The 13,453-nt window shown below is 66.6% G+C and carries 14 protein-coding genes; 9 read left to right on the forward strand and 5 right to left on the reverse strand.

The genetic code is table 11. The features are described from left to right. Position 1 precedes the first annotated feature (1 nt). The 5 genes from modA to ACLD02_RS10160 all read left to right on the forward strand — a co-directional run bounded on the left by modA (position 2) and on the right by ACLD02_RS10160 (position 4,782). Positions 2-727 carry a molybdate ABC transporter substrate-binding protein gene (gene modA / locus ACLD02_RS10140; RefSeq protein WP_203101348.1) on the forward strand — a complete coding sequence of 242 codons (726 nt, stop codon included), beginning with the start codon at positions 2-4 and terminating at the stop codon, positions 725-727. Continuing rightward, positions 724-1,404 (forward strand): molybdate ABC transporter permease subunit, encoded by a 681-nt coding sequence (gene modB / locus ACLD02_RS10145; protein WP_203101350.1) that lies wholly within the window; start codon positions 724-726, stop codon positions 1,402-1,404. Before modA ends, modB begins: the two co-directional genes overlap by 4 nt. Beyond that, positions 1,401-2,447, forward strand: a complete 1,047-nt coding sequence (modC, locus tag ACLD02_RS10150) for a molybdenum ABC transporter ATP-binding protein (RefSeq protein ID WP_410298615.1) — start codon at positions 1,401-1,403, stop codon at positions 2,445-2,447. Before modB ends, modC begins: the two co-directional genes overlap by 4 nt. A gap of 94 nt (positions 2,448-2,541) precedes the next feature. Continuing rightward, positions 2,542-4,110, forward strand: a complete 1,569-nt coding sequence (locus ACLD02_RS10155; RefSeq protein ID WP_203101354.1) for a GMC oxidoreductase — start codon at positions 2,542-2,544, stop codon at positions 4,108-4,110. A gap of 12 nt (positions 4,111-4,122) precedes the next feature. Next, positions 4,123-4,782 (forward strand): hypothetical protein, encoded by a 660-nt coding sequence (locus ACLD02_RS10160; protein ID WP_410298616.1) that lies wholly within the window; start codon positions 4,123-4,125, stop codon positions 4,780-4,782. 99 nt (positions 4,783-4,881) lie between these two features. Here the strand turns inward: ACLD02_RS10160 and ACLD02_RS10165 are convergent, their stop codons facing one another. Further along, positions 4,882-5,418 carry a YecA family protein gene (locus tag ACLD02_RS10165; protein WP_203101358.1) on the reverse strand — a complete coding sequence of 179 codons (537 nt, stop codon included), beginning with the start codon at positions 5,416-5,418 and terminating at the stop codon, positions 4,882-4,884. A 164-nt stretch (positions 5,419-5,582) separates the two neighbouring features. On the opposite strand from ACLD02_RS10165, the gene ACLD02_RS10170 reads away from it, so the two are divergent. The 4 genes from ACLD02_RS10170 (at position 5,583) to ACLD02_RS10185 (ending at position 9,968) form a co-directional block, all read left to right on the forward strand. Then, complete coding sequence (locus tag ACLD02_RS10170; RefSeq protein WP_203101360.1) at positions 5,583-6,383, forward strand: SDR family oxidoreductase; 801 nt, start codon at positions 5,583-5,585, stop codon at positions 6,381-6,383. Beyond that, positions 6,383-7,240: a tRNA 2-thiocytidine(32) synthetase TtcA gene (gene ttcA / locus ACLD02_RS10175; RefSeq protein WP_203101362.1), complete on the forward strand. Its 858-nt coding sequence runs from the start codon at positions 6,383-6,385 to the stop codon at positions 7,238-7,240. Before ACLD02_RS10170 ends, ttcA begins: the two co-directional genes overlap by 1 nt. A 136-nt stretch (positions 7,241-7,376) precedes the next feature. Next, positions 7,377-9,536 carry a malate synthase G gene (locus ACLD02_RS10180; RefSeq protein ID WP_203101364.1) on the forward strand — a complete coding sequence of 720 codons (2,160 nt, stop codon included), beginning with the start codon at positions 7,377-7,379 and terminating at the stop codon, positions 9,534-9,536. 180 nt (positions 9,537-9,716) lie between these two features. Then, positions 9,717-9,968 (forward strand): DUF2789 domain-containing protein, encoded by a 252-nt coding sequence (locus tag ACLD02_RS10185; protein ID WP_203101365.1) that lies wholly within the window; start codon positions 9,717-9,719, stop codon positions 9,966-9,968. A gap of 60 nt (positions 9,969-10,028) precedes the next feature. Here ACLD02_RS10185 and ACLD02_RS10190 read toward each other — a convergent pair whose 3' ends face one another. The 4 genes from ACLD02_RS10190 to ACLD02_RS10205 all read right to left on the reverse strand — a co-directional run bounded on the left by ACLD02_RS10190 (position 10,029) and on the right by ACLD02_RS10205 (position 13,360). After that, positions 10,029-10,742, reverse strand: a complete 714-nt coding sequence (locus ACLD02_RS10190) for a TetR/AcrR family transcriptional regulator (RefSeq protein WP_410298617.1) — start codon at positions 10,740-10,742, stop codon at positions 10,029-10,031. Between the two features lie 124 nt (positions 10,743-10,866). Continuing rightward, complete coding sequence (locus tag ACLD02_RS10195; protein ID WP_203101371.1) at positions 10,867-11,487, reverse strand: isochorismatase family protein; 621 nt, start codon at positions 11,485-11,487, stop codon at positions 10,867-10,869. After that, positions 11,484-12,530, reverse strand: a complete 1,047-nt coding sequence (locus tag ACLD02_RS10200) for a 2,5-dihydroxypyridine 5,6-dioxygenase (RefSeq protein ID WP_203101373.1) — start codon at positions 12,528-12,530, stop codon at positions 11,484-11,486. The genes ACLD02_RS10195 and ACLD02_RS10200 overlap by 4 nt, the downstream gene beginning before the upstream one ends. A gap of 23 nt (positions 12,531-12,553) precedes the next feature. Further along, on the reverse strand, positions 12,554-13,360 hold the full coding sequence (locus ACLD02_RS10205) for an alpha/beta fold hydrolase (RefSeq protein WP_410298618.1): 807 nt from the start codon (positions 13,358-13,360) through the stop codon (positions 12,554-12,556). Positions 13,361-13,453 lie beyond the last annotated feature (93 nt).

Raw genomic sequence — 13,453 nt, forward strand, 5'->3', positions numbered from 1 at the left:
CATGCGTGTATTAGTGGCCCTGATCGGCCTGCTGTTGTCTTTGAGCGCGGTAGCCGCCGATCCGGTGCGGGTGGCGGTGGCCGCCAATTTCGCCAAGCCTCTGGAAACCCTGGTGGCGCTGTATCGACGCGACCACCCGGACGCGGACATCGAGACCACGGTGGCTTCCACCGGCAAGCTGGCGGCGCAGATCCGTCGTGGCGCGCCGTTCGATATTTTTCTGGCGGCGGATGCGCGCCGGCCCCGGGAGCTTGATGACGAAGGCCTGGGCGTGGCGGGTTCGCGCCGCGTCTACGCCATGGGCCGGCTGGCTCTGTGGAGCAAACAGAGCGGTCTTGACCTGGGCCCGGAGCTGCTGAAAAGCGGCGATGTCAGCCCGCTGGCCCTGGCCAACCCGCGCCTGGCGCCCTACGGCGCCGCCGGTCAGGCGGTCATCGATCACCTGGGCCTGCCGGATTCCGTGGACATCGTGCAAGGCGAGAACGTCGGGCAGGCCTGGCACTACGCCAGCAGCGGCGCCGCCCGCGCCGGTTTCGTGGCGTTCAGTCAGGTACGTGGCGCCGGTGGTAGCCTGTGGCTGCCAGATCCGGCCCTGTATCCGCCCATCGAGCAGCAAAGTCTGTTGCTCAAGGACCGCCCGGCGGCCCGCGACTTCTATGAGTTCCTCGCCACGGAGGCCGCCGGTGAGCGCATCGAGCAGGCCGGCTACGGACTGGCACCCCGTTGAACGTCTCGCCGGCGGACTGGCAGGCGCTGTGGGTCAGCGTCCGCCTGGCGCTGATCAGCACCGCGGTGCTGCTGGTGGTCTGTACGCCCCTGGCCTGGTGGCTGGCGCGCCGCCAGCGCCCCGGCCAGGCGCTGCTGGAATCGGTACTGGCGCTGCCCCTGGTGTTGCCGCCCACGGTTCTGGGGTTCTACCTTCTTTTATGGCTTGGCCCGGGCGGGCCCGGCGGCCTGCTGGCCGGGCTCTGGGGCGACCATAGTCTGGCCTTCACCTTCACCGGGCTGGTGATCGGGTCGGTGATTTATTCCCTGCCGTTCGTGCTGCAGCCACTCAAGAACGCCTTCGCCGCCATCGACCACGATACCCTGGACATGGCCGCCACCCTGGGCGCCGCGCCCTGGGACCGGTTCCGCAACGTGGTGATCCCGCTGGCCCGGCCTGGTTATCTGTCGGCGGCGGTGCTGGGCTTTGCCCACACCCTGGGCGAGTTCGGCGTGGTGCTGATGATCGGGGGCAGCCTGGCCGGGGAAACCCGGGTCGCCTCGGTGGCGCTCTATGAACACGTGGAAGTGGGCGATTACGCTCGCGCCCACCATCTGGCCCTGGTGCTGGTGGTGCTGTCGGTGGCCATGCTGTGGGCGCTGTTCCGCTGGCAGCGCCGACCGGGAGCGCTGCCATGAGCCTGCAGGTCGATCTGGCCCTGGAGCGAGGTGGCTTCCGGCTTGCCGTGAACGCCACCTTGCCGGAACGCGGCGTGACCATTCTGTTCGGCGCCTCCGGGGCCGGGAAAAGCAGCCTCCTGAAGGCGATCGCCGGCCTGCAACCGTGCCGGGGCCTGATCCGCTTCGGTGAGCGGGTGTGGCAGGACGAGCACCACAATCTGCCCGCCCACCGGCGCCCCGTAGGCCTGATGCTGCAACGGCCCACCCTGTTTCCGCATCTGGACGTGGCCGGCAACCTGCGGTTCGCCGCGCGGCGCTCCGGCGCCAGCGACGGCCGCTGGCGGGAGGTGGTGGCGCTCACCGAGCTGCAGCCGCTGATGGAACGCGGCGTGGCGGGCCTGTCCGGCGGCGAGGCGCAGCGCGTGGCCCTGGCCCGGGCGCTGCTCACCGAGCCGGACCTGCTGATGCTGGATGAGCCGCTGTCCGCCCTGGACGCGGAGCGCCGTCAGGCCCTGATGGCGGTGATCGCGCGGGTCGGCGAGCGGCTGCCGGTGCTGTATGTGACCCATCAGCTCGACGAAGTGATGACCCTGGGCGACCACCTGTGGTGGCTGGATCGGGGCGGGCTGCGCGAGCAGGGCCCCCTGGCGGAGCGATTGGCGGGCCTGCACGGCCCCCTGGCCGCCGGCGGCGAAGCGGCGGTGGTGCTGCGTACCCGCCATCACGGTTATGACCAACGTCACCACCTGCTGGAACTGACCCTGGGCGACGCCGTGCTGCGCCTGCCGGCGACCGGCGCCCGCGGCGATGCGCCGCGCCTCAAGGTGGCGGCCCGGGATGTGAGCCTGGCGCTGACGGCGGTACACGACTCCAGTGTGCTCAACATTCTGCCGGCCACGGTGGACAGCCTGCGCGACCTGGGCCATGGCCAGTGCCTGGTGCGGCTGCGCTGCGCGGACCAATGGCTGCTTGCCCGTCTCTCCACCCTGTCCCGTGACCGCCTGGGGCTGCGCCCGGGGATGCCGGTGTATGCCCAGATCAAGGCCGCCGCCCTGGTTTAGTTCAAGCGGGAGCGGAATCTGTTAGGCTCGAAACCGCGTGCCGGGCACGCGCGAGAATAACAGGGCGGGGATGCCGCTCTTGGGGGAGAACGCCATGGAAAGGGTGAATACGCTGATTATCGGCAGCGGCTTCGGGGGCGCCGTGATGGCCTGCCGTCTGGCGGAACGGGGCGAGCGGGTGCTGGTGCTGGAACGGGGTCGCCGCTGGTTGCCGGAGGATTACCCGAGCGTCAGCCAGGACCATTGGTTCTGGGACGAGGACGAACCGGAAAAACAGAACGGTTGGCTCGATTTCCGCTATTTCGGCGACATGAGCATCGCCCTGGGCGCCGGCGTCGGCGGTGGTTCGCTGATCTACGCCAACGTCAGTATCGAACCGCCTGCCCATGTGTTCGACCGGGGCTGGCCGGAAGCCATCACGCCGACCGCCTTGCGCGACCACTACCGCACCGTGGGGCGCATGCTCAACGTGCAAACGCTGCCGGACCGGCAGTGGACACCGCGCACCCGCCTGATGCACGAATCCGCCGACCGCCTCGGCCAGGGACACCGTTTCCGGGTGGTGCCCCAGGCGATTACTTTCGATCCGGACTGGCACGCTAGCCTGGATGACGCCCACGGCTACCACCACAGCAAGTCGTGGACCAACGAACAGGGTCAGCGTCAGGGCACCTGCGTGCACTGCGGCAACTGTGATCTGGGTTGCCCGGTGCAAGCCAAGAACACCCTGGACCTGAACTACCTGGCCCGGGCCGAGCAACAGGGCGCGGAAATACGACCGTTGCACCATGCCCGCTGGGTCCGTCCCCTGGAGGGCGGCGAATACGAAGTCGGCGTACGGGATCTGGAAGCCCGCGCCTGGCGGCGGGTCCGCGCCCGCCGGGTGGTGCTGGCCGCCGGCAGTGTGGGCTCCACCGAGTTGCTGCTGCGCTGCCGCGACCAGTATAAAACCTTGCCAAAGCTGAGCCGCGCGCTGGGTCAGGGCTGGACCAGCAATGGCGATTTCATGACCCCGGCTTTCTATGATCACCGGGAAATCCAGCCCACCCGCGGGCCCACCATTACTTCCGCCATCGATTATCTGGACGGTGCCGACCGGGGCGCCCGCTATTTCGTCGAGGACGGCGGTATCCCGGATCTGCTCGGCAACTGGCTGGACCAGGCCGGTCGGCACCCGCGCCTGGCGCGTACCCGTCTGGGCGCGGCGCTGCTGGAATACGGCCGCGACAGCGATCCGTTCAGCAATATGATGCTGTGGTTCGGCCAGGCCATCGACGACCCGGGCGGTCGCTTTCGTCTCGGGCGCCGCTGGTACGCACCCTGGAAAAAGGACCGGCTGCGGCTGGATTGGGATTACCGGCACGCCGAGAAGGCGGTGCAGGGCCTGGCGGATCGGCATCTCAAGCTCACCGAGGTCACCGGCGGCGACGCCATGACGCCAGCCACCTGGCGCTGGTTCAAGAATCTGGTCACGCCGCACCCGTTGGGAGGCTGCAATATGGCCGATACCGTGAAGCAGGGGGTGGTGAACCACGCCGGGGAAGTGTTCAATTATCCGGGACTGTATGTGGTGGACGGCGCCACGGTGCCCCGGGCCCTGGGGCTCAATCCGTCGCGCACCATCGCCGCCCTGGCGGAGCATGCCGCCGAGCACTGGGTATAGAGGCAAGAAACCATGACCGACGACGACCGTTTCCATGTGGTGCTTACCGGCGACCTGCTTGGCGGTGCCGACCCCGAGCAGGTAACGGCGAACCTGGCGCGGCTGTTCAAGATGCCCGAGGCCAAGGCCCGGCAACTGCTGGCCGGCGGTGCCCGGGTGGTGAAGAAGGACGCGGATGAGGCCACCGCGCGCAAGTTCCAGGTGGCGCTGCGGCAGGCCGGTGCCCGCTGCGAGCTGACGCCGGTGAACCCGCCGGCGGCGGCGCCGGAAGACGCGGGCCGGGCGGCCCCCGCCGGGACCCCGGCGCCGGAGGCGACCCCGGAACCGGCGGCGCGGCCCGCCACGTTCGAGGCGCGCGCCGGCTTGAACGTCGAGCGGGCCCCAGTGGGCAGCGCCGGCCAGGACAGTGCCGATCAAGACAGTGCCGATCAGGACGGCGGGGATCTGGAAACCGTGGGCACCATTCGCACCGGCGGCGCGGGTTTCACCGGTGCCTTCAAGGTGGCGCCGGTGGGCACCGATCTGGACCCTGGAGGCCGCCCGGAACCGGCTCCGGCGCCGGATGTGAGCCACCTGTCCATGGCCGAACCCGGCGCCGACATCGAGACCCTCAAGCGCGACCAGCCGCCGGTCGCGCCGGACATCAGCCACCTTTCCCTAAGCGACGAGTAACCGGTGGGTGGCTCCAATGGGCGATCGGGGTGATCGCTTTTTTTCCGCTGTAGGAGCGACTTTAGTCGCGATCCGGCGCGTTAAGCGCCGGCTCTCAGCTCAGCCTTCCGGCCCCTGGAAATGCAGCAGGATCTCCTCCAGGACGTCGGGAATCCCGGTGGCCATCTGCCGTACCAGCTGGCCATCTTCCCAGATCGCGTCCAGCTCCGGGTCCTCGTCCAGGCCGGAGATCAGCATCATCGGCAGCAGCCAGTTGGCCATGGTTTCCTGGTCGTCGTCTTCGCCGAACCAGCGTTCCTCGTGCTCGAACACCGCGCTGAGAAAGCCGGCGCACCAGGAGGCCAGGTCGTTGCCGTCGTCCTCCTTGTAGGGGTCGAGCAGGCAGGGCAGGGTGATCCGTTCGCCGGCCAGGGTGTCGGTGAGCAGCCGCGCGCGTAGCTCCTCCAGGGCGGCGGCGACGGCGTCCGGCAGGGTCATGTCCAGGGCGGCGCCGAAATCCGCCGGGCCGTCATAGGGGCCCACGGTGAAGCCACACAGCAGGCCGTGGGTTTCCACCCAGGAGGGAGCCTCCTCGCCCTGGTCGGCGAAAAAGCGGGTCACGGTGTCCTTCAGGCTGGGGTTGGTGATGGCGGTCATGGGGCCTTCGTGGTTGCCGGTGGATGGGCCGCCAGGATACCCGTTCGCCACGGCGGCGCCCAGCCGTCGGCGGGGCTATCGCATTTCCCGCCGCCAGCGCCTAGTCTTGGGCATCAATTCCGTGTAATCCGACACATGTAACCCAACAACAGGGAGAAACCGTCATGCCGTCATCGTCGTTAGCGGATCAGGTGGTCTGGATCACCGGGGCGTCCTCGGGTATCGGCGAGGCGGCGGCGGCGGAGTATGCCCGCTATGGCGCCCGCCTGGTGCTGTCCGCCCGCCGGGAGGCGGAGCTGGAGCGGGTGCGCGCCGGCCTGGTCAACGCGGAGGAACATCTGATCGTGCCCCTGGACCTGGCCGACGAGTCGGCCATGGTGCCGGCCACCGAAAAGGTGCTGGCTCATTTCGGGCGCATTGATCAGGTGGTGCACAATGGCGGCATCTCGCAGCGCGCCCTGGCCCGTGACACCAGCCTGGAAGTGGACCGGCGCATGATGGAAGTGAACTATTTCGGCACCGTGGCGCTGACCAAAGCGGTGCTGCCGGCTTTTCTGCGCCAGGGGGGTGGCCGGTTCGTGGTGGTCACTTCCCTGGTGGGCGAGATCCCCACGCCCAAGCGTTCCGCCTACAGCGCCAGCAAACATGCCCTGCATGGCTTCTTCGAGGCGCTGCGGGCCGAGGAGTACGACAATGGCGTGCGGGTTACCCTGGTGCTGCCCGGGTTCATCCGCACCCGCCTGTCCTACAACGCTCTGGTGGGCGACGGCAGCGAGCAGGGCACCCTGGACGACGCCCAGGCCAACGGCATGGACCCGGCCCTGTGCGCGCGGCGGCTGGTGGAGGCCGTGCAGCGCGGTCGCGATCAGGTTATCATCGCCGGCCGCGAGGGAGCGGGCGTGTATTTGAAACGCTGGGCGCCGCCGCTGTACCGTCGCGTCATCCGCAAGATCAAGGTAACCTGATGATCGCCGACACCCTGGACGCAAAACAACGTACCCGCCTCAACAAGCTGCAAAAAAAGCTGCGGCGCGAGACCGGACGCGCCATCGCCGACTTCAACATGATCGAGGAAGGCGACAAGGTCATGGTCTGCCTGTCCGGCGGCAAGGATTCCTACACCATGCTGGAGATCCTGCGCAATCTTCAGCATTCCGCGCCGGTGCATTTCGAGTTGGTGGCGGTGAATCTGGATCAGAAGCAGCCCGGTTTCCCGGAGCATGTGCTGCCCGACTACCTGGACCGGGAAGGGGTGGCCTACCACATCCTGGAAAAGGACACCTATTCCATCGTCAAGGAGAAGGTGCCCGAGGGCAAAACCACCTGTGGTCTGTGCTCGCGGTTGCGCCGGGGCAGCCTGTACGGCTTCGCCGAGGAGATCGGCGCCAACAAGATCGCCCTGGGCCACCACCGTGACGACATCGTCGAGACCCTGTTTCTGAACATGTTCTTCGGCGGCAAGATGAAGGCGATGCCGCCCAAGCTGCGCAGCGATGACAACAAGCACATCGTGATCCGTCCGCTGGCCTACTGCCGCGAGAAGGACATCATCGAATTCGCCGCTTTCAGACAGTTCCCGATCATCCCCTGCAACCTGTGCGGCTCCCAGGAGAACCTGCAGCGCCAGGCGGTCAAGGAGATGCTCAACCAATGGGATAAGCAGCACCCGGGCCGGGTGGAAAGTATCTTCTCGGCGATCCAGAACGTGGCGCCCTCGCAACTGGCGGACACCCGGCTGTTCGATTTCGAACGCCTGGAAGAAGGCCAGCAACGGGGCGGCGCCGCGGCCCACAAGCTGGACGTGGTCAATCTGTTCGGCTGACGGTGACCGGGGCGTCACGCCTGGCGCCGTCGATGGCATGATTCACGGCGCGGTTTCCGGTAAAATGCCGCCGCTTTCCGGCCAGCACGCGTTGCCCTGGCCTCGTATCGACTCTCGACCTGAAAGGTAGGAGCACATGACCGATCGCATCCAAAAAGGCGGCCTGGACGTCGCCAAAGAACTCCATGATCTGGTGGCCAACGAGATCGCCCCGGGCACCGGCGTGGATCCGGAGCACGTCTGGGCCGAGCTGGAAAAGATCCTCGCCGACCTGGCGCCGCGCAACAAGGCGCTGCTCGCCAAGCGCGAGGACATCCAGAAGAAAATCGATGCCTGGCACCTGGATCGCAAGGGTCGGAAGATCGATCCGGCGGAATACAAGGCGTTTCTCCAGGAGCTGGACTACCTGCTCCCCGAAGGCGACGACTTCAAGGTAAGCACCAAGAACGTGGACGAGGAATTCGCCCACATCGCGGGTCCGCAGCTGGTGGTGCCGGTGCGCAACGCCCGCTTCGCGCTGAACGCGGCCAACGCTCGCTGGGGCAGCCTCTACGATGCCCTGTACGGCACCGACATGATCTCCGATGAAGGCGGTGCCGAAAAAGGCGGCGCCTACAATCCCAAGCGGGGCGCCAAGGTCATCGCCTACGCCCGGGATTTTCTCGACCAGTATTTCCCGCTGGCCAGCGGCTCCCACAAGGACAGCACCGGCTACGCCATCGAAGGCGGCAAACTGGTGGTGCGCCTCAAGGACGGTGAATCCGGCCTGAAGGACGAGAGCCAGCTGCAAGGCTACCGGGGCGATGCCGCCAAACCGGACGGCGTGCTGCTCAAACACAACAACCTGCACGCGGAAATCCAGGTGGACGATCAGCACCCGATCGGCGCCGAGGACCCGGCCCACGTCAAGGACGTGCTGCTGGAATCCGCCGTCACCACCATCCAGGACTGCGAGGACTCGGTGGCCGCGGTGGACGCGGAAGAAAAGGTCGAGGTGTACCGTAACTGGCTGGGCCTGATGAAGGGTGACCTGAAGGAATCCTTCGACAAAGGCGGCCGCACCCTGACCCGTGCCCTCAACCCGGATCGCGAATACACCGCCGTTGATGGCGGCACCCTGGTGCTGCCGGGCCGCTCCCTGATGCTGGTGCGCAACGTGGGTCACCTGATGACCAACCCGGCCATTCTCTTCAAGGGCGAAGAGGTACCGGAAGGCATCATGGACGCCATGTTCACCGTGCTGGGCGCCATGCACGACCTGAAGAAAACCGACGGCGCGCGAAACAGCCGCACCGGCTCGGTGTACATCGTTAAGCCGAAGATGCACGGCCCCGAGGAAGTGGCCTTCGCGGTGGATCTGTTCGCCCGGGTGGAAGACGCCCTGGGTCTGGAGCGTAACACCCTGAAGATCGGCATCATGGACGAGGAACGCCGCACCACGGTGAACCTGAAGGAATGCATCCGCGCCGCCAAGGACCGGGTGATCTTCATTAACACCGGCTTCCTGGACCGCACCGGCGACGAAATCCACACCTCCATGGAAGCCGGCCCGATGGCTCGCAAGGGCGACATGAAGGGCCTGCCGTGGATCAACGCCTACGAGGCCTGGAACGTGGACATCGGTCTGGAATGCGGCCTCAAGGGCGTGGCTCAGATCGGCAAGGGCATGTTCCCGAAACCGGATGAAATGGCCGAGATGATGGCCACCAAGGCGGCCCATCCGAAAGCCGGCGCCAACTGCGCCTGGGTACCGTCGCCCACCGCCGCCACCCTGCACGCCATCCACTACCACGAAGTGGACGTGGCGAAGGTGCAGGACGAGCTGGCCGGTCGCGAGCGCGCCTCCCTGGACGATATTCTCACCATTCCGCTGCTGGATCGTGAGCTGAGCGCCGAGGAAATCCAGCAGGAGCTGGACAACAACGCCCAGGGCATCCTCGGCTACGTGGTGCGGTGGGTGGACCAGGGCGTGGGCTGTTCCAAGGTGCCGGACATCAACAACGTGGGGCTGATGGAAGACCGCGCCACCTGCCGGATCTCCAGCCAGCACATCGCCAACTGGCTGCACCACGGCATCGTCAGCGAAGAGCAGGTGATGGAGGCCATGAAGCGCATGGCCGAGGTGGTGGACCAGCAGAACGCCGGCGACCCGAGCTACATCAACATGGCGCCGGGCTTCGATGGCAAGGCCTTCCAGGCCTCCTGTGATCTGGTGTTCAAGGGCCGCGAGCAGCCCAGCGGTTACACCGAGCCGGTTCTGCACCGCCGTCGCCTGGAGCTCAAGGGCGAAGCCTGATTCCTCGGCTTTCCCCTCGACCCCTGAAAAGCCCGGCCCTCGCGCCGGGCTTTTTTGTTTCGAGGGAGCGAGAACGCGAAGGGCTCCTATAATGAAGGGCGCGTATTTTGTGCCGTGGTGCGATGACGGTGGCGCGGGGATTTGGGATATTAGCGTTATTCAAACAAGCGGAGGTTGACGATGGATACGGTACACGCGCGGATGACCAATCTGTTCCTGCAACTGGGGCTGGACGCCAGTCCGGAAGGGATCGAGCGCTTTATCGCCGGGCACTTTCTGCCAGCGGAAGTGAACATCGTCGACGCGCCATTCTGGAATGATGCCCAGCGCCAGTTGCTGCGCGAACTGCTTAACAGCGACGCGGAATGGGCGCTGGTGGTCGATCAGCTGAACGAATCCCTGCATGAGGAGGACCGGGAGGGACGGTCTTGAATCACTCGCTGTTCGTAAAGGCCCATTTCGCGCCGTTGTTCAAGGATGTCACGGTCTCGCTCAGCCGGCGGGGGCGGCTTCCATGCCGGCGGTGACGAAGGCGGTCATCTGCCTCAGCACTTCCTCGGAGTCTTCCGGGTGGCAAACCCCCGGCGCCAGTTGTTCAAGGCGGTGCGTGTCCGAGAACGCGTACATATAGGCGCCGATCATCAGCGTCACGCGCCAGTAGGCATCGCGTTCGCTGAGCGAGGGCAGGGCCTTGCGGAACGCCTCCACGAACGCCTGGGTGGACTGGTTGTAGGCCTCGTTACGCAGTTCATAGGAAATTTCCGGTGGCTCGGTATGCAGCCGTGCCTGCAGACGGATGAAGGCGCGGCCGGCGACGCTGCCGCGCAGTTCCAGGGTGGGAATCAGAAAGGCGCGCACGATGTCGGTGACGCTCAGGGCATCGCGTTGCTCGAGATCGTGGAGGCGCTCCAGACGCTGGTCGGAAATCCGCTTACCCCGGCGCAGAAAGACTTCCTGGAACAAGCCGTACTTGGAACCGAAGTAGTAATTGATCAGCGCCTGGGTGACCTCGGCGGCGTCCGCCACCTCGCGCAGGGTGGTGCCGGCGTAACCCCGTTCCGCGAACAGCAGCTCGGAGGCATCCAGAATGCGGTCGCGAACCTGGCCGTTGGAGCCCCCGGGGCGGCCCGGTTTGTTACGGGTCGCCGGCTTGGCCTTCTTGGTGGGCGCGATCCCGCGTCGACCCTGGACTTTGGAACTGGGCATGGCTGTTGGCACCGCCGAAATTAATGAAGTGAATAAATAAAACAATGCCGCGTATTCTAGGGCCTGCCCGCCCTCTTTGCATCCCATCAGAGGGATGCAAAGAGGGCGGTGCCCGGTGACCGGTTCAGCCGTCGAGGCGTTCGCGGAGCCGGGCCCAGGTCAGTACGTCGGCGTTCTTTTGCGCCATGTCGAACAGGTTGGCCTCATGGGGCGCCAGTGCCCGGTCGCCGACGCAATCCTCCAGCACCAGGGGCCGGAATCCGTGGCTCATGGCGTCCACCACGCTGGCGCGCACGCAGCCGCTGGTGGTGCAGCCCGCCACCACCAGACTGCCCACGCCGCGCTGGGTGAGCCAGGCCGCCAGACCGGTGCCGAAGAAAGCGGAGGGCACGGTCTTGCGCACCACCCGTTCGCCGGCCACCGGCGCCAGCTCCGCCACGATGGCGCTGGCCGGGTCCGCTTCCTTGAGCCCGAGCAGACCCGGCACCTTGAGGGTGAACACATTACCGTCGGCGCCGTCGTCGGCGAACACGATGCGGGTATGCACCACCGGCCAGCGGCGCCGACGTGCTTCGGCGAGCACCGGCACGGTGGCGGCGATGGCGGCGGGGATGTTGCCACCGCCGAATTGCTCCGGGTCGGCGAAACCGTTGACGAAATCGATCAACAGCAGGGCCGGTGGGCCCTTCAGCCCCAGTTCCCCACCGAAGCCCTGACGTTGATAGACGGATGACGAGGTGCTCATGATGCCGGCTCCTGATCCAGCACCCGACCGTCGCGGACCACCGCCTGGCCGTCCAGGGCGACGGTGCAGCCGCGCATCGGGATGTCGATGTGGCAGGCGGCGGTGCGGTCACCGCCGGCCTCGTTGTTGGGACCGGTGGACCACAGGAAGTTGCCCTCGAAGGCGCGCGCGTCCATGCCGATGGTGGCTTCCCGGTCGTACAGGGCCAGGGTCGACCAGCGTGCCCGCTTCTGCAGGCCCCAGCCCACGTGGGACAGGGCGTAGGATTCCGGGTCCTCGAAGGCGTCCATGTAGTCGCGCAGCAGGTCCGCGTCCAGGCCGCCTTCGATGGCGGTGACATAGCCGTCGCGCACGGTCATGCGCACCGGTTCCCGTACATAGCATTTCTGCGGCAGCAGGATGTCGCCCTTGTCGAGCACCACGGTACCGTTGGCCTGGCCCTCGTTGGCCCAGGTCACCACGAAGCCGCTTGGCCAGTGATCCCAGCGGCCTGGCTGGTCGACGAAACCATATTCCTGGATCACCGGATAGTCGCCCAGCGGGCAGTGCAGGTCGGTGCCGGCGGCGGAGGTCACGTGCATCTCGCGGGCCTGTTCCAGGCGGGCGGCGGCCTGGTTGACGCGGGTCCGATCCGCCTCGGTGGGCACCAGGCGGGCGAGGATTTCCGGTGGCTCCACCGCCAACAGGATACGGGTGCCGGATTTGAGGATGTCGAGCTGCTCCGGAGAGAACAGTAGCGTCATCAGATCCAGCACCAGATCGCTTTCCTTGAGCGCGGCGATGGCCGCCCGGTTGCCGCTCAGCGGGGTGGTGCCCAGGTAGGCGAGCGGATCGCGGCTCAGCGACTTCTCGCCGTTCACCGGGGGCAGTTCCAGACGGTTGGCGCGGGCGCCGAGCTGACCCAGCGCCACCAGCGCGGTGCGCAGGGTCTGTGGATGGCTGGTGTCGCTGGTCAACAGCGTGACGATGTCGCCGGCTTTCAGGTTGGAGAGGCTAAGCACCTGTTTCCAGGCGTCGATCATCTGGGTATCGCTGACCGCCATATCGAAGCTCCTTTAAACGAGGTTCAAAGCGGGGTGCCGAGGAAGTCGCCGAAGGCGCGGTAGAACGCGGCTTCGTCGTCCCAGGGAATCATGTGACCGGCGCTGGTGACGCGGGTCACGCGCAGCTCCGGAATCAGCGTCTCGATTTCCTCCACGTCCGCGTCGCTGATCACGTCGCCACGACCCGCCGCCATCAACAGCACTGGTACCTGGATGTGCGGCATGTCCTGGTGAATGTCTTCCTGATGCATGTCGTCGTAGCTCTTCACCACCGCGCGCTCGTCGCAGGTGTGCAGCCATTCCGCCCGCAAGCGCAGCTGTTCCTCGGTCCAGGTGGGGCAGAACTCGCGCATGGCGTCGGCGTCCATGCCTTCCAGAGCGGCGCGGATGGAATCCACGTACCAGGGCAGGGCAGAGGGGTAGGGGCGCCGTCCCGGACCCGATACTGGCGGGTCGATCAGCGCCAGCCGGTCAAAACCGGCGTCCGGGTGGCGGCGGGCCAGGCGCACGGCGATGCGCCCGCCCATGGAGTGCCCCACCACCATGTACTGCCGCAAACCCAGCGCCTTGGCGAAGGCGGCCACGTCGTCGGCCTGAGCATCCAGGCCGTAGTCCAGGGTGTCGGAGGCTTCGCTGAGCCCGCGACCGCGCACGTCGAGCACATAGGTGTCGAAGTGGCGACCAAAGCGCTCGGCCACGAAGCCCCAGGTCACCGCCGGGCTGGTGATGCCGGGTATGATCACCACCGCCGGCCCCTTGCCGCCGTAGCGCAGGTAGTGCTGGCGGATGCCGTTGGCGTACACATTGGCACCGTACAGGTATTCGCTCATGGGACCTCCTTAATAGGCGCCGGACAGCAGGGCCCCGGCGCCGGGAACGATGGGTTCCAGGTCCAGGGCCTTGAGCATTTGGTAGGTGGTGGC

Source organism: Alloalcanivorax sp. C16-2, from assembly GCF_046507615.1.
GTDB lineage: Bacteria > Pseudomonadota > Gammaproteobacteria > Pseudomonadales > Alcanivoracaceae > Alloalcanivorax > Alloalcanivorax marinus_A.

Bases quoted from the DNA above. Each gene is read 5' to 3' on its own strand.
- modA (WP_203101348.1), top strand. From the start codon at position 2: ATGCGTGTATTAGTGGCCCTGATCGGCCTGCTGTTGTCTTTGAGCGCG.
- modC (WP_410298615.1), top strand. From the start codon at position 1,401: ATGAGCCTGCAGGTCGATCTGGCCCTGGAGCGAGGTGGCTTCCGGCTT.
- ACLD02_RS10155 (WP_203101354.1), top strand. From the start codon at position 2,542: ATGGAAAGGGTGAATACGCTGATTATCGGCAGCGGCTTCGGGGGCGCC.
- ACLD02_RS10160 (WP_410298616.1), top strand. From the start codon at position 4,123: ATGACCGACGACGACCGTTTCCATGTGGTGCTTACCGGCGACCTGCTT.
- ACLD02_RS10165 (WP_203101358.1), bottom strand. From the start codon at position 5,418: ATGACCGCCATCACCAACCCCAGCCTGAAGGACACCGTGACCCGCTTT.
- ACLD02_RS10170 (WP_203101360.1), top strand. From the start codon at position 5,583: ATGCCGTCATCGTCGTTAGCGGATCAGGTGGTCTGGATCACCGGGGCG.
- ttcA (WP_203101362.1), top strand. From the start codon at position 6,383: ATGATCGCCGACACCCTGGACGCAAAACAACGTACCCGCCTCAACAAG.
- ACLD02_RS10180 (WP_203101364.1), top strand. From the start codon at position 7,377: ATGACCGATCGCATCCAAAAAGGCGGCCTGGACGTCGCCAAAGAACTC.
- ACLD02_RS10185 (WP_203101365.1), top strand. From the start codon at position 9,717: ATGGATACGGTACACGCGCGGATGACCAATCTGTTCCTGCAACTGGGG.
- ACLD02_RS10190 (WP_410298617.1), bottom strand. From the start codon at position 10,742: ATGCCCAGTTCCAAAGTCCAGGGTCGACGCGGGATCGCGCCCACCAAG.
- ACLD02_RS10195 (WP_203101371.1), bottom strand. From the start codon at position 11,487: ATGAGCACCTCGTCATCCGTCTATCAACGTCAGGGCTTCGGTGGGGAA.
- ACLD02_RS10200 (WP_203101373.1), bottom strand. From the start codon at position 12,530: ATGGCGGTCAGCGATACCCAGATGATCGACGCCTGGAAACAGGTGCTT.
- ACLD02_RS10205 (WP_410298618.1), bottom strand. From the start codon at position 13,360: ATGAGCGAATACCTGTACGGTGCCAATGTGTACGCCAACGGCATCCGC.